This window comes from Nitrospira sp. SG-bin1, from assembly GCA_002083365.1.
Classification (GTDB): domain Bacteria; phylum Nitrospirota; class Nitrospiria; order Nitrospirales; family Nitrospiraceae; genus Nitrospira_D.
On record LVWS01000006.1, the window covers coordinates 25,588 to 50,167 of the forward strand.

A 24,580-nucleotide genomic window follows, 5' to 3' on the forward strand; every position below is an offset into this window, starting at 1 on the left:
TATGAGGCGATATGAGAGTGTGGACTACTAACGTTCATGAAGCCTTAGAATACAAGGTATGACGTGACGGAAGACATTACCGTTCCACCTCATCCGGCAGTGCCATTGACACGCACCGACGAGACCATTACGCTGTTCGACATACTTGTCTGCAGAAGCTACAGGATTGCCTGCAACACAGCATGTTCGGAGCACATCGTATGAGCTCCTACGTATAGACAACAGACCGTGATCGATGATCGTCATGGGGCACATGACATGTTCCCAGTCATGCCAAATATACCTCGTGGCAAGCTCTACAGGGTCGTGTGCCTAATCATTTGAGAATTCCAACCTTGAATACCAACATTCAAGGACTTACGCCCTGTGCAGCACTACCCGATTGGTCCCTAGGCGTCGTTATTCTGTTGCAACCGTCGGTAACTGATCCTGCGTGAACTGACGAGAAAGGACCCATGACGACTGAGGAACTGGAAAAGCTCTTAGCTCAACAGCCCGTTTCGCTCTTGCATCGGCTCGCCCGTGGACGCGTCCAGCGGCACTTTCGAGCCGGTAAAAAGCGACTGATCGAGCTACTCCTTCAACACTCGATCCACAACCGTGCCGGCCTCGAATCCGATCTGCAGGCCTTGATGGGGGATCGGCACACTCGATCTGACTCCGGATCCTCCCGCGCCCATCGTCCCTCGCCGACCGCTTACAAGAAAGCAACGCCACGGGCACCGGAGCCCGAATCTGTTGAAACCGCCATCTCCCTATCGGCTTGGCTGGAAGGTCTCGGCGTTCCCTCTCCTCAACCGTTTGTGCCGGACTCATGGCAGAGTGAGGCGCTGCTCGCCTTGAGTGAGACCGATGTCGTGATCAGCGTGCCGACCGGCAGCGGGAAAACGTATGTGGCAGTGGAAGCGGCCCGCAGAGCCATGGAAGATAATCGCAGCGTCATTTACACTTCACCGCTTAAGGCCCTATCCAACACCAAATATACAGAGTTTTCACGGATCTTCGGTCCCGATAAAGTCGGCATCCTGACCGGGGATCGCCAGGAAAACGGACAGGCGCCGTTGCTCATCATGACCACGGAAATTCTACGCAACCTGCTCTATGATGCCGCAAGCGGGGAAATCGACGTCAGATTGGATACATTGGGACTCGTGATTTTGGATGAATCACAATATCTCGCCGACCCCGAGCGAGGGGTGGTGTGGGAGGAAACCATCATCTTTTGTCCCGCACAGGCTCGACTCCTGCTGCTTTCCGCTTCGATCGGCAATCCGCAAGACATCGCCGATTGGCTGACCTCCATACGATTCACCGTCTGCCGGTTGGTGCGTCACAACAAGCGCACCGTGCCTCTCCGAGCCGGCTATCTGCATCCGGATGGAAAGTTAGTGCCGTTGTTCCGAACGTTGGGAATCCCTTATGGACATCCCAGCCAGATTCACCCGGAGGCGAAGCGACTCTTCCTTGAATATGAAGCAGAAACCCTGCCGGCAGGACGATCAAGACGGTAACTTGCCTACTATCCGAAACGTCTAAAATGACGCCGTGAGTGCGAACGTTGCGCCGTGACGGAGCGTTTGGAATTCGGTGAGCGGAGCGGTGTCGGAACCGCTTCCGACGGGATGATTTTCCCATTTCCCATAGTAAGTCCGGTTCCACATGATGCGATACCCACCGGTAAGCGTCAGATGACGGGTCAGCCTCACACTGATGGAAGGTTCCGCGCTCGCACCCACCCCTACGCCCCACATGGAAAAGCTTGGATCCTGTTGCAAATCACTCCGCTGAAAATGAATGTCTTCGTTGTAGACAACACTGGCGGGAGACAAGAGTATTTTTAGGTTTGCGCTGACCCTTGGAAGAATTCGATATTCGAACCGTCCGCCGATATGGAGCGGCGTGATCCAATGGGTCGTATTCTTGATCGCCGGCAAGGTCGGCGACGTGGGGCCGCACGTGATGACGGAAGAATCGCACACAATGCGATCAATTCCCGCCGCCTCGTACGTCGTCCTCCAGTATTGAAACCCGCCCAATAGATCGAGATGACCGCGTTCATGTGGAAACTCGACCGCACGAAATCCGAAGTTCCCATTGACATACCAAGTCCCTTTGCCGGTAATGTCGCTACTGGTACGGGAAAACAACCGCTGTCCGGCCAAATAATCGTCATCGATCAAGGTTCCTCGATCAAAATCTACGGAAAATGCAAACTCCCCATCTAGGAAGAAACGGCGGCTCAAATATAGTTTCGCACCGAGCCCGACAAGATGCGTATCATTGTCCTTGTACGTCAGTTCGGAGGTAGGATCACCAAGTTGCGGGGTGAGCCCGGACGCATCGTGGCTCCATATGGTTTCTCCGGCTGTAAAGAACCATGATCGAAGCGACAGTTCTACACGCGGTTGGGCCCGCAGCTCAGAATCCTGAGCCCAGCTTGACGTGACGGAAGTCAACAGCGGCGACAATACCACCACTAAACACAAGGAGGTACGCACCAGCCGCGCCCCCCTCACCGCCGGATCCCTCCCCGCTGAATGACTACCGTATCGAAGCATCGATCCGCTGTCTCCGGCATCGCCCGACGGCACGCTGATCGAATGTCTTCTTCCTGAAGATTCCGTTGAAGAAATACAGAAAACCAGACCAGCCATGTTCCGATCATCGCGAGCAGTGCCATGGTCGCTCCGATATAAGCCCAGACTTTCATCCCGGAAGTGTGTGCCGTCGTGACAGTCGCAGATGATATCTCATCTTCTGTCACGATACGAACCGCCGGCATGATCGGCCTCCTACCTTCTTACTAGTCTGCCAAAACAGATTGATGCCGCAACCATATGAATCATACGGGAGACGATATTCCATGAATAGGTTTTTTCAATCTTTCACAGGTAAGGCGTACCACGGAGATACTCTGGATTGTTAAGAACCGGCGTCGTAACACAACGTGAGTACCCGCGTTAAGCATCAGAGATGGAAGCCTGACTTGTTCCATGTGCAATGTCCAGCAAGAGGACTTAGTTCCAGAAGGCGCGCAACAGACCACATAAATCACGTACATATTTGACACTTACAACACCTACGAGAACAATCGCAGAGCCCTTGGCACCTTAAAAGCACGCAGAACTCGGCAAAAATCAACGAATCGCAGACAATTTCTGGTTAGGCACTTTTTTTGCCTTCCCCGTTTCAGCCACACACAGGCAAAAAGCAGAAGGTATTAGGACGCCTAACATACAAAGAAATACAAACATACCGATGAGGGCTTGTGATGAAATACTCTCAACAAATGACGGAGTCTCGCGGCAAGAACAGCTATTCACTCACACCGTTGTTCGGGCTAGTTCTTGCAGTCATAATTCTCATCGGTCTGGGGCCAATCTCTGAATGTTCAGCCCTCACTGTTAACCCTACAACTCTAACATTTGAGGCTGTTCAAGGAGCAGCAAACCCGCCGGACCAGACGTTATCCGTCTACAGGAAACGTACAAATCAAACTTCATTAACTAACTCCGAGAACGCCTCCTGGATCACGGTGTCGCCGACAGCAACGCCCATGACAACAACGGCGCAGATCACGGTAGCTGTCAATACAAGTGGGCTCGCAGCCGGCACCTACGACACAACGATCACAATCAAAATCGGAACAAAGGCAACTAGGACAGTCCCAGTAACTTTGACGGTGTCGCCCCCTCCATCGGCTACAGCAACGGCTCGCCTCGCATGGGATCCTGTCTCCGATACGACCTTAGCTGGCTACAAAATATACATAGGAACAGCTTCAGGTCTCTATACAAGAACAATTACCGTCGGCAACCTCACATCTCATACTGTAGACAGCTTGAATACTCGCACAACATACTATTTCGCGGTTACCGCCTATAATAGTGCAGGTGAAAGTGCTCCTTCCAACGAGGTGAGTAAGAGCATCTATTGATTTGATTCACCAGGGAGAGTACATACCTACCTCGTGGTTTAGCAACGCGAACCTTCTCTCTACAGTTACAATCACACCATCATCTTGTCGGTCGTCATCTTATTGAGCGGTGGCCTCTTGTTCTGATTTTTTCGAGGCTGCTCAACACAGCAAACGCTCCTATTGATCCCGCCCCATCATCTTTGTGAAATGAGTCGGAAGAAATACTGAGTATCAGTGGGACCTTTTCTTGTTCTTTCTTGATCCTTCTGAAGGTTAAACCCTTCGCATCCTACACGTCCCCGTTCGACTACGTACTCGAACCATCTAAAATACAACGAGTTGAACATGTTCTCTCGGGCATCACTTTTGCTGAAGCATCATCGTGGTAGACGATGAATGGTGTGGTGATTCCCTCTGTTCCACATTTAGATCACCACTAAGTGAAAGTTCGATTCTGCCACAATCCACACCAATTTACCTAGAGGAGTCTCGCTATGTTGACGCTTGAGTCCTTGGTCCGCCATGTCTCTCAAAAATCCATCACCTCAATGGCCTATCGCGCGCTTTTGATTCTGCCAATTATATCGCTGACCGGCTGCACAGGTGAGGGAGCAGGAGGACCGGTAATTTCCAGTCTCTCCGCACCGACGGACACGACGGTAGGACTGGAGTCAGATCAAGGTGGTAATGCCGAGACAGCCCATTCTGTTGGAGAAGATGGAGAAGAAGATCCTGTGATTGCAATGATTTCGACAAACGCTGGAATTACCGCGCATGTGACCTGGGATCCTCCCTCTGACATCAGGGTAGCAGGCTACTCCATCCACTATGGAAAGCGCACATCAGGAGAAGCAAGCTCAGAAGAATTGGATTTAGAAGAGTCGGGCTCAGAAGTAAGTTCAGAGGGATCCAATGCATGTACCCGCGGCGAAAGCCAAGCCGTCGATGTTCCATCTATCACTATCACCGGGCTTGAACCCAACACGCGATATTTTTTCGCTATTCGTGCGTTCAACGATTCTGAAAGCATTTGCTCGAATGAGATCACCGCGATGACGCCTTCAACTCAATCTTCTTAAGCTAACCGAGGTGGTTCTTGGGCAGAACCACTACATGCTTCGTCGCATTTAAGAAGATTGGGTTCGCAACCCGCTACGGATCGGCATATTGGCTCTCACGGCATGATACTTCATCACAGAGAAAAAATGAAGACACGGATGAGGCACTCAATGGAAACCGCTCAGCAAACAGCTCGATCTCGCCACCATAATAACTGTTCGGCCATGTCCTGGTTATTACAAATTGGGGTTACTACATTCATCTGCCTTGGGCTCGCTTCTGAAAGCTTAGCGTGCCATACTCCTAAAGTCACGCCTACATCGTTGACCTTCTACGCAGTGCAGGGTGCGACAAACCCGCCAAACCAGATATTAACCTTCTCTCGAACCGCTTCTGGCTCACTCACCCTTACCACTTCAGACAATGCCACCTGGCTGACCGTGTCACCGGCCACAACGTCCGTGACCACCAGTGCGAAGCTCACGGCCGCTGTCAAGACAAGTGGGCTCACAGCGGGCACCCGCAACGCCGCCATCACAATCAAGATGGGCACCTGGTGCACCTATACAGTCTCGGTGACGCTCATTATCTCGCCTTCTACCCAGCCGCCGCCGCCACCAGCCACGTCATCGGCAACCCTCAGATGGAACGCGGTTACCGGTACAACGATCAGTGGCTATAAAGTCTACGTTGGCGAAGCTCCCCGCGTCTATACCAGAACCATTAATGTCGGCACCGTCACAACAACGACCGTGAACAGTTTGACCGTGGGTCGGATATATTATTTCGTCGTCACAGCATATAACAGTGCCGGTGAGAGTGCACCCTCCAACGAGGTTAGCAAGACCATCCAATGATCCAATGCATGCCGCCAATCCTGGCGGAGTACTACGTTTACTCTTTCTAAAAAACAAAGGGCCAACTCTTCTAGGAGTTGGCCCTTCTGATCCGTTCTCTTTGTCGACAAAGGTTTGGGCAGTCTTTCCTTGAGCCCACTAGATCCAATTACTGCCATCCCCGGAACGAACAGGATCAAGGATGCTGGCATGTCGTATCACTCGAAAACGACGGCACTTCATGAGTGGAGTAGACTGAAGATATCGACAATCCGTGCGAATGGAGCGGTCCCATGAAGCGCTCGAAATTCTTGGAAGAACAGATCGTTTATGGTCTCCGTCAAGTCGAGTCGGGTACCCCAATCGGCGATCTCTGCCGACAATACTGGATTGCGGAGCAAACCTTCTATTTCTGGGGAGAAGTATGTCCACCTCGGCAATCCTATCGGCTTTGACGGTCGTTGATCAGCTTAGCTGCTCTAGTCCGGTCCTTCAGGGGGATTTCTGATGACCGGTGAAATCGTCGTTCGAGTGCTTGATTGGGTGCTCGGTGACTGACCAAGCCCGCTCTCCATCACCGTTGATCATGGAACGGAACTCCGCAGGCCCTGGAAGACCAGGCCTATCGGCGGGACGTCCAGCTCACCTTCATTCGACCTTACAAACCCATGGAAAATGCCTTCATTGAATCATTTAACGGGCGGTTGCGTGATGAGTGTTTGAACGTGCATCAGTTCCGCCTCGCCGGCCGAAGCCCAAGCGATCCTCGAAGCGTGGCGGATGGATACAATCACCGTCGACCACAACTCACTGGGGCAACTGACTCCGCATGAGTTTGTCGCAACACAACGTCAGGGCAAACAGGTCGCCGACGAAGCTCTCTGCTCTGGTTAAGAGCGGTCTCCAAACGTGGTCAACGTCAACTCCATACTTAAATGGACTGATCACTGTACAGCGGCGCTCTCACAATACCTCGCTTTTCCTTTTGTTCGGTGATGAAATTCCTCCGCAGCGTCGGCCACCAACTACGTCTTTCCTCGTACAATACTGCCTAATACACACCGTGTGGAGCTCAATTACTTCATCAAGCGTCCGCGTACTCTAATCGGTTCGATCGCACTCCCGCTTTGCATGCTTCCGCATATGTCAGCCGTTTCTTGGCCATCCTCGTCTCATACTACTATTTGGGTGCTGCAGTCTGGCAGTAATCAAGCCTTTGGCGGTGAGTGTAGGAATTTGCGGACGAGGAAAATTTAGAAAGGTGAAAGGTTGAATGGTGCGATAAAAAGGAACCTGCCCAAATTACAGTTCCCGCAAGGTAGAAATAGCATGGCAATCAAAAGAACGCGATTGAACCAATGTATGATATCACGTACACATTTGATACTAGCTCAGCGTAATTGCTGAGCCATTTTCATGCGTGAAAAGTTCCAGAAATCCTCAGGAATTAAAGAATCTCATATAAATCTTTGGCCAGGCATCTATTTTGCTTTTTGGGTACCACAGACAATTACCGTCCAAGGTGTTAGGACGCCTAACGGCGCCACATGCTGTTTCCTGTTTCAAATACCAAGGTTTCAGTACAATTTGCCCGAAGCCCTGGTCGACGTTGCCATCCTCGGCATCAGGGCTGGAGGTAGATGAAACAAGATGCGTATGCGCCGGAATATGATTAAGATTTTCGAGACCACAGCGGCGCAAGTAAGAACCTGGCAATACAATCTCTCGCCCTCAACTTGAAGATAATCTGGATGGCAATCGTCAATACATGTAAGGGAGTTCTAGTCCTGAGTAAGATCCTTGTCAATTCGCAGATAGCTTTACCCCGAAGGAGAACCAACCAATGAAAAGGATGTTACCTATGCCGTGGGTTGTGCGACGCAGGTCCAATCAGATTAGAGCATCGATGATTGCAGCATTGTTACTGGCGGCAGGCCTCACAACCGCTCATGCGTTCTTGAGTGACACGGGTGTTCATGCGCCGCCCGTTGGTGGCACCTTCGACTACAATTCGTTTGGACCTGGTGCGGGGGGCTTTCCCGCGATTGGGGGATCCTACCTCGATCCCGTGTTCAACGAAAGGATCCGACGCCTGACGAATATCTATCCAGCTCAAAATAACGAGGACATCTATGGCCATCATTGGTCAAATGCCAACGGTACCATGACGTTCAGCCGGGTTGGCAACACAGTAAGGATTTTGAACACGACGACAGGAGCGGTGATCGATAGCGACACTCCATGCGGCAATCCGTGCTTTGAGATGAACTGGCACCCGACGGATCCTAATCTCTATTACTATCTCAATGGATCTAATCTGATGGAGCGGTCAGTCTCAGCCCGCACTGCTACCTCTATCCACACCTTTCCAGCAACCCTTGAAGGTATGGGAGGCTCACTCAACTGGATTGATGCAACGGGCGATCTCTTTGTGGTTACTTACAATGGGACTGCACATCTCTGGAAGCGGTCGATCAATGTAGTTTATAGTGGAGTGGTCGTACCGGCTAATCCAGACGGATGGACGACTATAACTCCAGATGGGAAATACCTCGTCACAGCTGCCGGACCGGGAAACTCACATCTCTCCTATGCCATCAATCATGTGAATCGTTCTATTTCTGGAACGGGCGTGAACTTTTGGACTCAATGCGGCGACCACGGAGCGGTCGTGAGTGCCAGCAACGGTAAAAATTACTTCGTCACCTACGACTGCAACACACAGCCTGGCCTCTACCGTGTTGACATCACCCTCAACCAAGCTGGGCGATCAGAGGCGCAACAAATCGCTGACAACGTGCGCCTTGTTCCACTGGAATGGAATACGACGAACGACGGTCATATCTCGGGCGGATGTATCGGCGCCAACAAGGATTGGGTCGTCGCGGATCTGGAAGCCGTCGGGGTTGATCAGTTCGGCGGATCGCTCCCGAGCCCATGGGCAGTCTACCGTGGCGAGATCATCGCGATGAATGTCATGACTCTTGAGGTACGGAGGCTGGCGCACCATCGCTCAAGGATTCCTCCGAGCGTTGGAGCGGCGTACTATGCTCAGCCACGTATCTCAACCTCCTGGGATTGTTCGATGCTGACGTGGACGAGCAACTACAACAGGAACCCGACGGTGGGCTATGCTGACCTTTACGGGATGAACTTTATTGGAGGTGGAAGCGGAGGAAATGCAACCACTCCTCCTCCGTCACCCACAAACCTCTCAGTCAATTAGTGATCTTGAAGATTCTTTAGAGCATGGTGGCCTCACATCATTACTGGGTTAACAGTGGAGTCAAGGAAGCCTCCTTTGGTTTGATATGCTTTCATTCAGGAGGAGGATTGTGAGCAAACGGTAGATCGCCCCACCTTCCGGGTAAAGATCTCACGTTGGAATGAAGGGCCCACGGCTGACAGCCGTGGGCTCTGTTGTTTCATGCTTTGCATGAGGCGCTTCGCGGCTCCCGCGTTTCCATCCCGCTCTTTCAAATGAAAAGCCCCTTGCGTCATTTGAATCTATCTCAAAATTAACAATCGACGTGCTGAGCGAGTACAAGCGGTGATGACGACGCGATCGATGCAGGTACGTTCAACCAGACGAGGCCTTTGCTGATGCATACGGCAGCGCGGCACAAGACGAGCCCTCTTGGAAAAGAATCAAGAGATAGATTCTAGTTTCCGGCAAACTTCAAACTGTAGAGGTCCGCATACCCAATGGGAGAGCTTACGTTATAATTACTGGTCCAAAGCATGATCGAGCCATCCCAGGAAGAGGAGATCCGTGGTTGAGCATAATAACTTGAACTGAGGCCTCGCGATCTATGATGGGCAAATCGTCGTATTTCTCCGGTAAGGACGTTGACAGCTAGAATCTCTTGTTTGTAGGGCACCCACCCATTCGGGACAAAATCAAACTCATCCCCGTCAAAACTCTCAGTGTCGATAAATACCCAGTCTCGTAATAGACCTTTCGAGACAGCACTAAAGTGGCCGTCCTGGGCGCCTGACAACAAATCAATCAATAACAGATTGTCTGCAAGCTGTTGGCTTTCGCTCCTCCCTGCTTGATCTTTCGTAATATCCACACGATAGACTCCTACTGAGTTGGCACATGCGAAAGTCACGAAATAATTGCCTCCATCCGAGGCGGATATAAGATCACCATGATCCCCACAGAGTCCCCAAAACTGAGTTGGTGTTGTCCCAATTGTTTTTGCCGCATGATTGATTTGATAGGAATAGTGTTCAATGTTGGGTGGAGCTGATTCCCCTGCCGCTGTCACAAGATAGTTCCCATCAGGTGTAATTGCCACCCATCCATCACGGTCTAAGGGGGGCACCTCTCCACTGTATAGCGAGTTCGTAGACTTCCGCCAAACCTTGGCAGTGCCGTTGGGAGGGCCGCCCCACTTGACGACGAATAGATCTCCAGTCCGGTCGATCCAATCCAGTGACCCTCCCAGGCTCTCCAGCGTCCCCCCGAACCGGTGGATGGGCGTACTCATCTGCCTGGATACCGAACGCTCAACCAAATCTGCCCCGTCGAAATAATAATATTTATCGGGATCGATCGGATCCCAAGCTAGATCGGCCGGAGAAGACCCGTAAGGTTGGTTCACATGAATCTCGTCGCCGGTCATGGTGCTTAAGATCTTGAAGTTATCAGCGACCGCGCCCTGACGAGAGAATACATAGGTGCCGTTCGCATTGGCCCAATGGTGAGCATAGATGTCCTCATTGTTTTGATTAGAACCGATATTGGTAAGCCTTTTGACAATTCCACCAAAAACAGGGTCTGTGTAAGTGCCTCCAACGACGGGGAAACCATGAGCACCAGGCTGGAACGTATTGTAGGCATACATGCCGGTTGTTGGAGGAGCATGAATGGCAGCATCGCTAAGAAACGAACTGCTTGGTGTCGGTGTTGGTGCTTGACTAGCTGTGTCGCTGCCCTGTCCCGTGCAGGCTGCCAGCGTGATAAGCACGACCCCGCACACGTATTCCCTGATACAACAAACCTTCAAATGAGGCAACTTCATGACAACCTCCAGGATATTGCTGAGGCGATGTACGAGGTAGTCGGCTTGGTGATTAGAACCTATCTCAAAATAGTTGACGGCATGAATGCCCAGCCGTATAAGTCCGGGCATGCTGCGGCTGCGGGACGATCACTGGGAGCGGATTCGTGAACACTTTCCCGAAGAGCACATCCCGGATTCCCGTCCTGGGCGGAAGCCCATCCCCAATCGGGCGGTGTTGGAAGCGGTGCTCTGGATTCTGAATACCGGCGCGCAGTGGTATCTGCTCCCCCAGTGCTATCTGAATTACAAAACCGTCCATCGTCGGTTCCAACAGTGGTGTCAGCAAGAGGTGCTGCGGGAGGTCCTGACCCAACTGGCCAATACGCTGCGGGAAGAAGGCACGATTGATGAGCGCGAGAGCTTCATCGACGCCACCTTCGCCACCGCGAAGGGTGGCGGGGAAGCCGTGGGCCTCACGAAACGCGGGAAGAGCGTGAAGATTCTCGCGATTGTGGATCGGCACGGGTTGCCACTTTCGGTCAGCACGCACGCCGCGAATTATCACGAAGTCACCTTGGTCCAACTCAGTTTCGATTTCTACATGCTCGAGGCTAAACCCGAGCATCTCATCGGCGATCGGGCCTATGACAGCGATGGCCGCGATGACGACCTCAAGCAAGATGGCGTCAACCTCATTGCGCCCCATCGCTCCACCCGGAACCTAAAGACGCAAGACGGCCGCCACTTACGACGATACGACCGCCGCTGGCTCGTCGAACGCTTCTTTGCCTGGCTCCAGTGGAAACGACGGCTCCTGATCCGCTGGGAATACTACGCCTCCAATTTCCTCGGCTTCGTGCAACTCGCCTGCATCACGATGCTCCCCAAACAATTTTGAGATAGGTTCTAGGGTGGTTATACCTATGATATCGACTTCTTAAAACACGATCTTACTGAGAAAATACGATGGGCCATGAGCGGTAATGGTCGCAATGGGGGGGTCAAGTCGCTATTTGCACCGGCAATTCCAGTCATAGAATTAGTGGGATCAGGATTAGAAGCGGCAAAGCGCACCCAACATTCGCAGCTAGTCTATTCCTTTGCAAATAATGACGAACTCGTGCGGAATTTCCAGGTTGGCCTCCCTGGGATAGCCTTCCTAAACACAACTCTTATGTAAATATTGAATCTCGTAATGCATCAGCTCGTTGTTCTAGTTTCGGCGACACCAGCAAGCTGCCGTAATAGGTGGAGTGTCAGTCTCCCATCCTACCGCTTAAGCGTAGCAGGGCTTTTCGAAGCAGACTTATCAAAGACACATTTCCGCTGACCCAGGCGTTGAATGCGTACTGAACTCTCAACCAGCCATCATAGACCAGGCCACAGATCTTCGCATGCGGGACCAATGTAGCCAGCAATTTCAGCCCCATAACCTTCAAAGGAACGGGGCTTAGACCAGCAGCCTGCCGTAAGTATATAAGGCCGTCTGACCTCAGACCATGTCTCATGGCAAGATGAGCGAGATAGAGTGCCTTCTGCTGAAGAAGTCGACCGAGTTCTCTCTCTGCTACTTGAGAGGGAGCAAATTCATCGTTCAAATAATTATATATCGATTGCTCTACATAAAATGCCGACTTCCCTTTTCCGATGTGTCGCTCTCCCAGCTTGACACCCTTCCCCGCAAGCTCGTGCTTGATGCAGGACGGAATAGAGAGCATATTTGATCTGAAATGCTTATTACACTCGGCTAAAAACATGAAATCTGATGGGATTCCATGCTTGGGATTGAACAAGCCGACTCGATCCAGAACCCCTCGTCTCACCAGGGTCGGCTGTAAGCAGGTCATCCACCCCCAGCGCCAGTGTGCGTACACATTTCCACTGTAATGGCAGACATCTTTGAACCCCGCCTTCTCAACGATAGATCTGCCCCACCCCCCAATCGGTTTTTTAGAGCTGTAGAACCGAAGATAGTTGTCAGTCTCCCCACATGGAAGATCGAGCATCCGCGAGCCAATTTTCTTTGCCAATGTCGGATACCAATCGGCCGCTTCCACCTGGTAGTGCTTCACATAGCGCTGCCCCCCAAAATGTTCCCAAATCTCAGCGGTCACGAACTGCTCATCGGTGTGTGCTTCCAAGAATGCCGTCTCAAGTTCAAGATGATGTGGCAACCATTCATCATCGGAATCCAGAAATGCGAGATATCTCCCTATTGCCCGACGCAACCCCGCATTTCTGGCCGCAGTCACACCCTGATTTGTCTGCCTGACAACATGGAACCGAGGATCGAGCCCGGCAACAATGTCTGTCGTGTTGTCCTTGGACCCATCGTCGATTATGATGAGTTCCCAATCCGAAAAGGTCTGCGATTGGACGCTGCGGATGGCCCGCTGAATTGTATCGGCTCGGTTGTAGGTAGGAAGTACGACTGATACCAGTGGCATTGCCATAGACATGACCGCGTAAGAGCGTTCAGATTTCACTATCGCGACGTTTTCGCCCTTGAATCTAGCCCAACAAGAGAGAACCCTTTTCGCCAGGCCCGAAGCGTCTGCACCTTAAGATAATCGCGCCACTGACTCCGTCCGACTGGCGTTGGACCTATGCCCAACCTTCGCAACATCGCATTGGCCTGATATGCAAGCGCACGACGATCAGAAGCAGGCGTACGAAACGTAATGCTGAATGACACGGAGACCTCAGGCCCATTCTGAATCCAATGCGGACAATTCACTGGAAAATGCAGCCCCAATCCCGGGATCAGGTCGAACCGATAGCCTCGCTTCGCGTACTCATCTTTGTACGGTATGTTCCGATGTCCGCCCATGTAAAATCTTTCCAACTCCAACTCGGGTAGCACAGCGCGATCCCACGGATCCCATTGATAGACCGTCTTCAGGCCACTGATTTGCAATAGAAAGTTGTGCTCGTTGTCAATGTGATAGGGTGTTACTGACAACGGAGACGAAATGAAAATATACCCCTCTCGTTGACGCATCCCTGGTTCAATACTCTCTGAGTAAGGTCTAATTTCGTCGAGGCATCGGTTCAGGAGTTCTCCATAAAGAGGATCCTCCTGCACGAACTTCAACACCATCCAGGAAGAGCATTCCTCGATTCGACGGATCGTCTCCTCAATGGACAAGCCGCTGCGAGGAGTCATTGAATACTCTTGGTTCACGGAAAGATTGCCGGAATTATATTCAACATGGTCTTCAGGCAAACGCTTGGAAAGCGCGATCAGGCTGGGTAGAGTAAACAGCGGGTGGCTGGCGAGATGGTGCCGAATCAGAAACGGGCGAGCGTGAAATTTCTCGCTGAAGAGTTGGGGATCTGCCTCAACAAGTTGAGCTGTTGTCGTTGCCAAGTCCGAGAGAGGGTCGGAATTGAGTTGGGTTGCATTCATGAGTTCACCTCTTCTCTTTCTCCGGCCTTGTTCTTGTGAGACTGCGTAGAACCCTCAATGATGCCTCTTTTGAGCCAACGAAACAGGGGAATCGACGCCAGGAAGAGATTCCCCATAGCACCACTGCAGCCGATCCTGATGTTCTTGATCGTTCGACGAGCAGTCCACAACCTGTTGATCATGAAATGATTAGGAGTGGCACACGAATCCATCCATTGAATATCCGGCAAGCGATGCAACAGCCGTACATTCTCCATCTCCAGATGGACTCCAGGGGAATAGGCCTTGAAGGCTTCGTCGAATGCAATCTTAAATGCATAAGAGCCTTTTCCTGCGATGAAGTTACATTTCATCGCGATCGGCTTCCCGTTGAGATTCAAGGCTAATATCATCAATTGTTTTTTCCGATGAGCCTCTTGAGTAATGGTCCTGAAGTAAGCTTCGTCGAGATCATTTGAGGCAAACGCACTTCCTTCCTCTCCCTTCCATCCAAGGCCTTCAAGTTTTAGAAACTTGTCGATCCATGGCGTTGCCGGCTCGTCTGGATGAAGTGAGACATATTCCAATGCACCAAGTTCGGCAAGACGCTTCTCTTGTCGCCGGAGTTCCTTTCTATGCTTGCCCGATAAAGAGTTCTGGAGATAGGTTTCAGAGTTGCAATTTTGGATAAAGAGCGCCCGCAAATAGCCGTCCGAATCATTGCTGTGTGTCGGGTGGCGATATAGATAGTCGATAAAAACTGGTAAAATGGTCCATCCCCTCGCACACAGCCAAACTCGACGAAGTCAACCTTTAAAGAGTTGTGGGCCAGCCAGTCGAAAAACGTGGACAAGCAGATTTCCCCGTAGTTCAGTCTGATGAGTGGAGTGCATAGAAAGCAGTACTTGTGTTGCCAAAGACTTAGGGATGACACCGAAAGCCCTTTGAACACACGCTTTCGCTCCAGGGGAATAAGCCCACATAGAACGGGATCGCCAAGTCGATGCGTTGGATGAGGTCCATAGATAAGCGCGACGCAAATGTCTGCGCCGGCTCCATAGAGCTCCAGAGCAGGCAACAACATCCAAGGTTCATAGAACACATTGGGTTCAATTGCTGTCGCTACAAGATCTTCCCAGGCCGGGACGTGTTGTTTCAATGAGGCGACATCGCTCAACACGACAACCGACATCTTGTTCAGCACCGTTTTCGTCAGGGATGACATGTCGAGGTCTTGAATGGGGCTACACTCTCCACTACTGGTGCGAGCACATTCCGTCGACCACCGCCGGTGTCTGGGATGTATCTGTAGGCTACTCAGCCCCCAAAGTGCTTCGTACCGCCATCCTAATACGTGATGGTACAAGTTCACGATATGCCGGAGCGGCGACATCCTTCAGGCGTTTGACCGTATTGTAGAAACACGAACGGAACCCGGGTTGGAACGCTTCCAACTCGATAATTTCTCTTGTTGCTCTTGTCCAATGCTTCTTATAGCTTGACTCACCACCCATAAAATCAAATTCTCTAACCTCCTTTTCCTCAATACAGCTTCTCATGCAGAGTCCGAGCATAACCGTGCCGATGCTGTCTTTGGCATAAGTTGGATCGAATCCACCCTGAAAGTAGTGCAGGATGCCCTCGTGTAGAAACCCCACGAGCACCGCAGAAATCTTCTTGTCAATCTCCAGCACCCAAAACCTTAGGCAATTTTCACGGATGCTCTCCTGCATGACATTAGTGAGGAAATCCTTGAAGCGAGATTGCATAAAGGAACCAGGTTTGCCTCTGGACTGCCATCGTGCCTGATGTAAGGTAATAAAAGCTTCCATTGCGGGCCCAAACTCCTCAAGTGAGTCTACGCTGCGGAAGATACATTCATGAGTTTTGAACAGTCGGCGAGTGTAATAGGAAATGTTCGTACGTATTGACTTTCCAAGACTAGCCTGAGTCGACTGCCAATCACCATGTAGGGTGCGGTAATGAGAACGATCACATGAAGTAAGTCTTGTACCGGCGCCCAACTTGTCTCGAAAGTGCCAAAGCATCGACGATTCAGAGCGACTTCCCCACAGCCACAATCGGTCCCATCCGGGTTGCTGTCGCAGAAAACGCGCAACAGCTTGAGCAACTTGGTTCTCATATCTTCGTAACGCGATGATATCCAGATATTCACTCGTCTTGATTACCGCGCCAGTGCCTAGGAAAAGGATTTCGTTCAAATAGGTAATGCCGCTCACTCGATGCCTGTGCCAATACAATGGGGCTAGCCCGATAAGCCTGCCATCTGTCTCACGACATGTAATCAGGAAAAGGTGACTATCGTGGGGAGCCAAATAGCGCCACCATGTGTAGTTCCAATGCCACCGGAGAAAGAAAACGCTTTGTTCGCTCTGGTCCAGCAGCTCATCCCATTCGTCCCGAAGGCTGAGAAAAGCAGCTTCCGTAGTGACAACGGAAGTGCACACGTTGGCGACGGATGGACCCACCGCCCCTTCCTGCAAAGCTCTCAGATTCTGTTCCATGTGTGACGCAGTTGTAAGCATGATCAAAAGGAAACGCGACTATTTAGGTTTGCCACTGCGTGGAATTATTGTCGATGGGCAAGAGGAGGCAATGTAGTTTCAAACGTATGGTGAGGAAACGGTGAGGTCACACACTCGCCAATGTAGATTGACTTCTTTGGTCGGCCATAAATTGACTTGAAGGATGAGCAAGGATCCGTCTTCCGTTCGATGGCACTGGCCTTTAGATTACCGGGGGGGATTATATCTCTCGTCACACAGCCATGAGCATGGAGTATGTAGAAGGACATGTCCTCACTCTCTCAATGATTTTGGAGACAGATTATTGCCGTTTGAGGATGTCAGATTCGGAGGGAACGGGTATACCTTTATATAATAGCTATCCTCTTGAGAGTTCGATTCTACATCTCAGCGACCACGTCTAGTTATGGATTGCTAACTTAATGTTCTTCTGTTGACAAACAAAATCGGCCATCCTTGCTACAGATTGAAATTGATCGATCGAAATTTCTTCCATAGGAACTTGAATGCCGAATTGCTCCTCGATCCCCGCAATCAAATCCACCAGCCCCATCGAATCCAACAGACCGGTCTCCATCAAGTTTGTAGTGGGTGAAGGAACTTTCACATGTACCTTTCTCTCCATGAGCATGGTGATTTCACTCTGAACCTTTTCGATTTCCGTCACGCTCACACCTCCCGTCTCATGTTCCAGACGCCGTTGTCGATGGCGTTCCGGTCAATGCCGCAATTACCTCCGATACAAGCCTTTCAGGATTCCCGTCTTTTAATCAGCATATTTTCAAGGAAGAGAAATTCAATTCCGGTTCTGAGAAAGGTGTCCAGAGCTTCCTGTGGGGTGTTGACAATCGGTTGACCCTTCACGTTGAAGCTCGTGTTCAGCACCATCTCGCGACCGGTCGTCTCTCCGACCGCTTTCAACAATCTGTGAAAGTCCGAATTATCACTTGCGGATACCGTCTGGACGCGAGCAGAGCCGTCGACATGCGTAATTGCCGGTAACTCAGCCCAGTATTGTTTACGCACATTCACAATCATGATCATATACGGAAGTTCAGCCATAGGAGGAACATCGAACCATTGAGACGCTTGTTCCAATGAGACGGCCGGGGCAAAAGGTCGAAACGCCTCGCGCATTTTGACCATACCATTGATCCGATCTCGCATGCCGGGATGTCCAGGATCGGCGAGGATGCTCCTATGCCCTAAGGCGCGAGGACCAAATTCCATTCTCCCACGAAACCAGGCAACGACCTTCCCAGCGGCAATGAGCTTAGCGGCTGTCTCACAGACTTCATCAAGTTTTCCGAATCTTTGCACCTCGACGCGATCTTCAAATTCCGCCACAGCCATAGCAATTTTTTCTTCAGTATAGGACGGACCAAAGAAGGGGACAGACAAGCGCTTATTCACGACCTCTTTGGCGAATGCCGATCGATACAGTGCCGCTCCAAGAGCAGTTCCATCGTCTCCGGCCGCTGGCTGGATATAGATCCCCTCGAACAGTCCCGACCTCAGCAACTTGCCGTTTGATGTGCAGTTGAGAGCCACGCCTCCTGCCAGGGCAAGCCGGCGAAGCCCTATCTTTTTTCCGAAATATCCGCAGATGTGCTGCAGAGTCCGGTCAAGACAGGCCTGCAGACCTGCCGCAATATTTTCATGTTCCGATGTAATTTCCTCATCCGGCCGCCGCTCCTTGATCAGATGCTCGTTCAAGTAATGACGGGTTACGACGTAGTGTTCGCGCTCCTCCCGAGTTCGGTTTAGGCGAAGAATTGGAATCCGGATCGATCCCCCCTCCGCTAACTCAACATGCTTATCGAAAAATGCCCGGTATCGTTCGGGATCGCCATAGGGGGCCAATCCCATGATCTTGTATTCGTCTGCATTAAAGTCAAACCCGAGATGGAGTGTGACGAGTGAATACAGTATGCCGATCGAATCCATAGCCGGAATCTGATGAAGTCTAGTGAGCTGTCCATCATGGGCGTGGAATACCGTCACACTGTGGGCTTCTCCCATACCATCGACAATGACGACGAGGCACTCGTTCCATCCTGAGGTGAAATAGACACTCGCCGCATGGGCGAGGTGATGTCCGACATGGTGTACACGCTCCACTGGAAAGACAGGGAGGTTTCGCTTCATGGATTCGAGCAGGGCCTCACGGGAAAGTACTTCCCGGTAGAACTCGGCCCCGGTTCGATCCATTGCATATACTTTCTGATACGGCGTGTAATCGAAACTGTGAGCAATCTCATCTATGTCGTTGATGCTGAGCCCGGCTTCCTTCAAGCAATAGTGGATGGCGTTGACCGGGAAATCACCGCAATGCTTTTTCCTATTGAATCGTTCCTCCTCAACCGCCGCGACGATGTGCCCATCGATGACCAGTGCAGCCGCAGAGTCATGGCCCTGTGAAATACGGTATTCACGTTCGTCCAACGATGGCCAGCGTTTCTGCTTGAATGGCATCTGACCTTCTAATCCACTGATGCCCAAAATTTTCATCTTTACCTACTTTAGTCTAATGAGGTGCCAGGCATCGAAGTCGTTTCTGTAAAGAGATCTTTCAGCTTCTTCCGATCGTACTTCCCGTTCACATTCAACGGCATCTGATCGAGGACCACCCAACGTGCAGGGAGCATATAGGGAGGGACCGTCTTTCCAAGTTCCGAACGCAAGCTTGCCGGCGTAAGATCCGAACCCTTCGGAAGCACGTATGCGCAACAGATGACGTGGCCTTCAAACCCATCGGTCTTGACCGCCACTACCGCACAAGCCTCTGTTAAATGGAGAGCGTTCAAGGCGGTTTCAATCTCACCGAGCTCGATCCGGTAACCACGACTCTTGATCTGGGAATCAACCCTTCCAATAAAGTAGACGAGGCCGTCTTTCCCGACCTTACCCAAGTCTCCTGTCTTGTAGATGCGAGCTGATGGATCGCTGCTTCTGGGATCACGCAGAAATACCGCATCCGTCTGCTCCTGATTTTCCCAATACCCAGGACTCAACCCAACCCCTCCGATATATAAATCACCAATCTCCCCTAAGGGGAGAGGCTTCAAGCCATCTCCCAATACCAACAGCTCTTCCCCATCGCACGCGGTTCCAATGGGGACCGCAGCGCGCTCGTCCTCCGGATATTGAGACACAGTGTAATAGCTACTAGCGATCGTGGCTTCCGTCGGACCGTAAAGATTCGTAAACTGAACGGTTGGAAGACGTTTCATCCAATACATCAGTGCCGGAGTTGGAAACACTTCTCCACACCATAACAGGCGCTTGAGGGTTGGAAAATCGTTCGCCTTGACCACATCTAGTTTGGCCATATAGGTCAATAGGGAGGGGACTGAAAACCACTGTGTTAACTCCGAGGAGCGGATGAACTCCGATAGTTTATGCGGCAGCAAATTGAATTCCATGGGAACCAGATGCAGCTCTGCACCAACAGAGAATGTTCCAAATACGTCGAAAGTAGAGAGATCAAAATGGAGTGGTGGGTGGCTAGAAATCTTGTCTGTCGGGCTTGCCTGAAAATATTTCACGGCCCAGCGGATGAAGTGGATGACATTGGAGTGTGTAATCACGACCCCTTTCGGATTCCCGGTGGAACCCGATGTAAAGAGGATATGCGCAGGATCTTCTATGGTGTTGCGATAATCGAGCGGATGACTTGCATAGCTCTGAAGATCACACCACGAAAAGTTGGCCACAACCTCTTGTCCCGCCATTGCATCAGATTCCATCCATCCGACGAAAGGTTTCGCAATCCCCTGAGCCGTGGCCAGTACCTCATTCAACAATGCCTTCACTCGTCCACCCGCAAGGATCGCGCGAGGCCGGCAGGCTTGCACAATCCTGGCAAGGCGTGGTGCAGGACTTGAGGGATCCAATGGGACGTGCATACAATCGGCTTTGAGGATGCCAAGCATGCTTACAAGAGCTGCGGGTGATTTTGGAATAAGAAAACAGATGCGATCTCCTTTTCGACAGCCGGCATCTTTGAGCAATCTCGCCAATGAGTTGGATGCTTGCTCAAGTTGGCCGTATGTCACCCGTTCATGTCGAAAAACGATCGCAACACGCTCTGGAAACGCCTCACTCTGCTGTGTAACCCACTGTTGCAGCAATGATACTTTCACGATATGACCAGAGAGGCGAGCACGTTGGGGAGGCGGCGTCGAATCTGCTCCCAACTGCCGCTATCGGAGCGACAGGACTATGGATGAAGAGCCATAGTAATCATACAGTGGCTTGCTTAAAGACGATTCCCGCATGATGCAACTCTTCCTCGTTCGGCGGAATGTCCAGAATATACGTTCGGAAACCAAGCCGAACATAACGAGCTATCTCTTCAGCTACTTTCTTGTAACTACCGACAAGGTATGGGCAATTGGTCTGGTAGCTCTCAAACGTAACCAACCAATATGGATTATTCTCTTGCGTCGCCCCTAACCCCGCTAATTGTTTGTGCCAGACAGAATCTGAAACCTTTTCGGCCAGTTTACGCATGATCTGGCCTTTGCGATCTACCGGGAACCGTTCATGAGCAACCATCCACGCTGACTCTTCATCGTCTCGCGCAATAATACCCACCCGTATACCCGGCTCGTTTGACCCATGTTGAATAGGCAGGTTTTCATACTCGCCTGGCGGTTTTGGGTACTTGATCGCCGTTGCGCCCATGGCTTCCGCGGCTGCCAACCCCGCCCCTGACGATCCTGAGACAAAAATTCCCGGGAACAAGTCGGCCGGCAATGGGGGAGTCATCCGAAGTTTGTCGACCTTATAAAAGGCACCTTCAAAGCTGATAGTATTACCACTTGCTAAGAGTTGCTTGATGATCGTGACATATTCGATCATGCGCTCATATCGTTTGTCGTGCGGTGTCGTATCATTGAGCGCGTTCAAATCGTTTTTGAACCCACCTGCTACCATATTCAGAAAGATCCGCCGACCGTAAAGGTAGCCGAGTGAAGCGACCATCTTCGCCACGGTGTAAGGGTGCATATATATAGGTTGTACTGCGACGAGAGGGCACAGCGAACTGGTCTGTTGAATCACCTGCTGGGCGACAAGCCAGGGGTCGACTATCGAATTATCTGTGTATACCAGAATGCCCTTGCATCCATATTGTTCGCTCCAGCGAGCTACCTCAGCAACGCGCTTCAGGTATTCGCTCTTCTCACACATGCTCGATTGCGGGCAGGTGGAGAACACCTGCACATTGGGCGCTCCGTTACTTGATTCCATGCCGTTCTCATGGGGTTGGTGCGGTTTCATGAATCACACCTCTTTTGTTGGGAATTCTAAGAGTGCCGCAGATGGAAGGGGTGGAGAAATCTACTCAGGCTTCTTATGGGCAGGGAGCTATGAAGGGAAGTTAGCCGCTTATGCGCCACCAGCCCGTGAAGCGATTACGCAACTATCCGTCATTGCCATCCCTTCAGGCGACGCACCATCTGTTTCACACGGCGCACAATCGGCGGTGTAATCATCGAGAGCACAACTAGATAGTAAAGCCGTACGCGAAATGGCTTATAGCGGAGACTCGCATAGAAATATCGTCTTGCGTAGCGGCGTTTCCCCCGATCACACAACGTCTCGCCAAGCCACGCATAGCTGTTCGCCAACATGTCATTGATCAGCGACGGGGCCAATGAAATGCGCGATCGTTCCTCGTTCAAAATTGGGCGAATCGTCTTGAGTGAGTGCACCGCCACAAAAGCCTTGTACCGTGGACGGGTCAGCTGATCTTCCATACCGACTTGGTACTGAATGGACGACGCATCAACAAACGCTACGGGACCTTCTCGGCATATTCTCAAGTGAAAATCATAATCTTCCCCTGCGTAGCGGAAACGCTCTTGAAATCCTCTTACCCTTGCTAGTCGATCCTTCCGAATAAGCACAGTTGACGTATGGACTAGACTACCCATAATCATGGGAGAGAATATATTGCCAAAGTTAACCGACACATCGCCGACCAGCATACTTAGTTTCGGGACAATTGACGAGAGCGCACAAGAACCAGAAAACAGTGAGGCCGAATCGGGAAACCAGCCATAGGCGTGGTACATCGTTCGAAGATATTTCGGATCACAGACATTGCCCGTTGCGTCGATAGCTTCCATGTCCGTCCACACCATGCCGACTTCAGGGAGGTGAGCCATCACAGCCAGTTGAAGCTCCAGCTTCCATGGCTTCCATATATCGTCGGAATCCAGCAACGCTACGAACTCACCACCAGCCAATCGAAGTCCATGATTTCGAGCTGCGGCAACGCCTTTGTTATTCTTATAGACATACCGAATTCGAATATCGCCATCATAGAGACGCTTGACCAATTCACCCGTGCCATCCTCAGAACCATCGTCAATAAGGAGAATTTCGACATTTTGGTACGATTGGATCAAAACACTGTCGAGACACCTCTGGAGACAATAGCCTCGATTGTAGGTGGGGATCACAACACTGACGAGTGGCTGGTTCATCAAGCTACCAGCACAGTCCCTGATAGTTCTCCGGCAACTCCTGACCATCGAACACGCGCACTAGGTCGAACACGAGTTTGTTGTTCAGGGTCTGCCTTTTTAACTTTTGAAATTCATCTGACCTCTTAGTGATAACGATGACTTGCGAACGTTCCACGATCTGCGCCAAGTCACTGTGCATGAGAGATGAGATATGAGGAATCTCGCGTTCGATATACTCCTTATTCGCACCAAAGATACGGGCCAATTCAACCTCCTTGTCATAAATATTAAGGTTGAGCCCCTTTCCAATCAAAGCCTCAATCAGCGTAACCATCGGACTCTCGCGAAGATCATCCGTCCCTGGCTTGAAGCTGAGTCCCAACACTCCCACCTCCTTCTTGCCAGTCCGCAAAATCATGTCGATCGCGTGGTCGATGTGCTTCCTATTACTCATGAGAATTGTACTCAGCATCGGCACATCGATATCGAGCGTTCTCGCCTTATACGTGATGGCTCGAAGATCCTTGGGAAGACATGAGCCGCCGAATGCAAACCCGGGTTTCAGGTAGTATGTGGAAAGATTAAGCTTTGTGTCCTTACAGAACACTTCCATAACCCTGTGACTATCGACGCCGAGCCCCTTGCAGATCATTCCAATTTCGTTTGCAAACGCCACCTTTAAACCGTGAAAACAATTACAGGCATACTTGACCATTTCCGCTTCCTTGACCCGAACAGTAATCACGGGGGCCGGCAAATGCTCGTACAACTTTTTCAGCAATTCTGCCGCATTATTCTCGTCGGCCCCGATCAGGGTGAAAGGAGGATTATTAAAATCATGAACGGAGGTTCCCTCACGCAAAAACTCCGGATTGACGGCAACGCCAAAATCACGTCCGTTTGTTTTCCCTGAGAAAACCTCAAGTGTGGGGATCACTGTTTCCGCGATCGTGCCAGGTAACAGCGTACTTCGTACCGCTACAACGTGATACCGTGATTTGCCTTCGAGCGCGGAGCCGATTTGCTTGCACACGCCTTTGATATGAGACAAATCCAAGCTTCCATTGTGATGCCCTGGAGTTCCCACACAGATCAGGGAAATGTCGCTCGCATGCACAGCTTCTGCCGCATCAGTAGTGGCGCGGAGGCGGTGGTCCTTAACCGCTTTCTCAATCATATCCGTCACTCTTGGCTCAACAATCGGGGAGCGACCCTGATTGACAATGTCTGCTTTCAGCTGATTGACATCCACTCCGACAACCTCATGCCCTTTTTCGGCAAAACATGCGGCTGATACACACCCCACATAACCTAATCCAAATATGCTGATTTTCATGAGGA

Annotated in this window: 19 protein-coding genes; 4 read left to right on the top strand and 15 right to left on the bottom strand. The window is 51.1% G+C overall.

Translation table 11 applies throughout. The features are described 5' to 3' along the window. Window positions 1–455 precede the first annotated feature (455 nt). Complete coding sequence (locus A4E19_13545) at window positions 456–1,511, top strand: hypothetical protein (protein ID OQW37424.1); 1,056 nt, start codon at window positions 456–458, stop codon at window positions 1,509–1,511. Window positions 1,512–1,532: 21 nt separating this feature from the next. Here A4E19_13545 and A4E19_13550 read toward each other — a convergent pair whose 3' ends face one another. Together A4E19_13550 and A4E19_13555 are read right to left on the bottom strand one after the other, a co-directional pair. Then, window positions 1,533–2,516: a hypothetical protein gene (locus A4E19_13550; protein OQW37425.1), complete on the bottom strand. Its 984-nt coding sequence runs from the start codon at window positions 2,514–2,516 to the stop codon at window positions 1,533–1,535. Continuing rightward, window positions 2,513–2,782, bottom strand: a complete 270-nt coding sequence (locus tag A4E19_13555; GenBank protein OQW37426.1) for a hypothetical protein — start codon at window positions 2,780–2,782, stop codon at window positions 2,513–2,515. Before A4E19_13555 ends, A4E19_13550 begins: the two co-directional genes overlap by 4 nt. A gap of 1,631 nt (window positions 2,783–4,413) precedes the next feature. On the opposite strand from A4E19_13555, the gene A4E19_13560 reads away from it, so the two are divergent. Next, window positions 4,414–4,998 (top strand): hypothetical protein, encoded by a 585-nt coding sequence (locus tag A4E19_13560; protein ID OQW37427.1) that lies wholly within the window; start codon window positions 4,414–4,416, stop codon window positions 4,996–4,998. 311 nt (window positions 4,999–5,309) lie between these two features. Here the strand turns inward: A4E19_13560 and A4E19_13565 are convergent, their stop codons facing one another. Continuing rightward, the gene (locus A4E19_13565) at window positions 5,310–5,540 is read right to left on the bottom strand and encodes a hypothetical protein (GenBank protein ID OQW37428.1); all 231 of its coding nucleotides are present in this window, start codon (window positions 5,538–5,540) and stop codon (window positions 5,310–5,312) included. A gap of 219 nt (window positions 5,541–5,759) precedes the next feature. Then, window positions 5,760–6,026 (bottom strand): hypothetical protein, encoded by a 267-nt coding sequence (locus tag A4E19_13570; GenBank protein ID OQW37429.1) that lies wholly within the window; start codon window positions 6,024–6,026, stop codon window positions 5,760–5,762. A gap of 1,649 nt (window positions 6,027–7,675) precedes the next feature. Between A4E19_13570 and A4E19_13575 the strand changes: the two genes are divergently transcribed. Beyond that, window positions 7,676–9,040: a hypothetical protein gene (locus A4E19_13575; protein ID OQW37430.1), complete on the top strand. Its 1,365-nt coding sequence runs from the start codon at window positions 7,676–7,678 to the stop codon at window positions 9,038–9,040. Between the two features lie 436 nt (window positions 9,041–9,476). Here A4E19_13575 and A4E19_13580 read toward each other — a convergent pair whose 3' ends face one another. Beyond that, complete coding sequence (locus tag A4E19_13580) at window positions 9,477–10,955, bottom strand: hypothetical protein (protein ID OQW37431.1); 1,479 nt, start codon at window positions 10,953–10,955, stop codon at window positions 9,477–9,479. Between the two features lie 370 nt (window positions 10,956–11,325). Between A4E19_13580 and A4E19_13585 the strand changes: the two genes are divergently transcribed. Beyond that, window positions 11,326–11,724 (top strand): hypothetical protein, encoded by a 399-nt coding sequence (locus tag A4E19_13585; GenBank protein OQW37449.1) that lies wholly within the window; start codon window positions 11,326–11,328, stop codon window positions 11,722–11,724. 358 nt (window positions 11,725–12,082) lie between these two features. Here the strand turns inward: A4E19_13585 and A4E19_13590 are convergent, their stop codons facing one another. From A4E19_13590 to A4E19_13635, 10 genes are all read right to left on the bottom strand, one after another. Next, window positions 12,083–13,279 (bottom strand): hypothetical protein, encoded by a 1,197-nt coding sequence (locus A4E19_13590; protein ID OQW37432.1) that lies wholly within the window; start codon window positions 13,277–13,279, stop codon window positions 12,083–12,085. Window positions 13,280–13,311: 32 nt separating this feature from the next. Next, entirely contained in the window at window positions 13,312–14,235 is a 924-nt protein-coding gene (locus A4E19_13595) for a hypothetical protein (protein OQW37433.1), read from the bottom strand. Then, the gene (locus tag A4E19_13600; GenBank protein ID OQW37434.1) at window positions 14,232–14,918 is read right to left on the bottom strand and encodes a hypothetical protein; all 687 of its coding nucleotides are present in this window, start codon (window positions 14,916–14,918) and stop codon (window positions 14,232–14,234) included. The genes A4E19_13595 and A4E19_13600 overlap by 4 nt, the downstream gene beginning before the upstream one ends. Window positions 14,919–15,527: 609 nt before the next feature. Next, entirely contained in the window at window positions 15,528–16,739 is a 1,212-nt protein-coding gene (locus A4E19_13605) for a hypothetical protein (GenBank protein ID OQW37435.1), read from the bottom strand. A 421-nt stretch (window positions 16,740–17,160) separates the two neighbouring features. Then, entirely contained in the window at window positions 17,161–17,433 is a 273-nt protein-coding gene (locus A4E19_13610; GenBank protein ID OQW37436.1) for a hypothetical protein, read from the bottom strand. Between the two features lie 77 nt (window positions 17,434–17,510). Then, window positions 17,511–19,235, bottom strand: coding sequence for a hypothetical protein (locus A4E19_13615; protein OQW37437.1), 1,725 nt, complete (start codon window positions 19,233–19,235; stop codon window positions 17,511–17,513). Window positions 19,236–19,282: 47 nt separating this feature from the next. Beyond that, window positions 19,283–20,905, bottom strand: a complete 1,623-nt coding sequence (locus A4E19_13620) for a D-alanine--poly(phosphoribitol) ligase (GenBank protein ID OQW37438.1) — start codon at window positions 20,903–20,905, stop codon at window positions 19,283–19,285. Window positions 20,906–21,005: 100 nt separating this feature from the next. Continuing rightward, entirely contained in the window at window positions 21,006–22,016 is a 1,011-nt protein-coding gene (locus tag A4E19_13625) for an alkanesulfonate monooxygenase (protein ID OQW37450.1), read from the bottom strand. Between the two features lie 179 nt (window positions 22,017–22,195). Continuing rightward, the gene (locus tag A4E19_13630) at window positions 22,196–23,260 is read right to left on the bottom strand and encodes a hypothetical protein (GenBank protein ID OQW37439.1); all 1,065 of its coding nucleotides are present in this window, start codon (window positions 23,258–23,260) and stop codon (window positions 22,196–22,198) included. 1 nt (window position 23,261) lies between these two features. After that, a complete protein-coding gene (locus A4E19_13635; protein OQW37440.1) occupies window positions 23,262–24,575 on the bottom strand; it encodes a GDP-mannose dehydrogenase in 1,314 nt (437 codons plus the stop codon). Window positions 24,576–24,580: the final 5 nt, after the last annotated feature.

Excerpts from the sequence above, each read along its gene's own strand:
- A4E19_13615 (OQW37437.1), bottom strand. The coding sequence starts at position 19,235 with ATGCCATTCAAGCAGAAACGCTGGCCATCGTTGGACGAACGTGAATAC.
- A4E19_13570 (OQW37429.1), bottom strand. The coding sequence starts at position 6,026 with ATGCCAGCATCCTTGATCCTGTTCGTTCCGGGGATGGCAGTAATTGGA.
- A4E19_13575 (OQW37430.1), top strand. The coding sequence starts at position 7,676 with ATGCCGTGGGTTGTGCGACGCAGGTCCAATCAGATTAGAGCATCGATG.
- A4E19_13635 (OQW37440.1), bottom strand. The coding sequence starts at position 24,575 with ATGAAAATCAGCATATTTGGATTAGGTTATGTGGGGTGTGTATCAGCC.
- A4E19_13580 (OQW37431.1), bottom strand. The coding sequence starts at position 10,955 with ATGCCCGGACTTATACGGCTGGGCATTCATGCCGTCAACTATTTTGAG.
- A4E19_13560 (OQW37427.1), top strand. The coding sequence starts at position 4,414 with ATGTTGACGCTTGAGTCCTTGGTCCGCCATGTCTCTCAAAAATCCATC.
- A4E19_13625 (OQW37450.1), bottom strand. The coding sequence starts at position 22,016 with ATGGAATCAAGTAACGGAGCGCCCAATGTGCAGGTGTTCTCCACCTGC.
- A4E19_13590 (OQW37432.1), bottom strand. The coding sequence starts at position 13,279 with ATGGCAATGCCACTGGTATCAGTCGTACTTCCTACCTACAACCGAGCC.
- A4E19_13555 (OQW37426.1), bottom strand. The coding sequence starts at position 2,782 with ATGCCGGCGGTTCGTATCGTGACAGAAGATGAGATATCATCTGCGACT.
- A4E19_13595 (OQW37433.1), bottom strand. The coding sequence starts at position 14,235 with ATGAATGCAACCCAACTCAATTCCGACCCTCTCTCGGACTTGGCAACG.
- A4E19_13605 (OQW37435.1), bottom strand. The coding sequence starts at position 16,739 with ATGGAACAGAATCTGAGAGCTTTGCAGGAAGGGGCGGTGGGTCCATCC.
- A4E19_13545 (OQW37424.1), top strand. The coding sequence starts at position 456 with ATGACGACTGAGGAACTGGAAAAGCTCTTAGCTCAACAGCCCGTTTCG.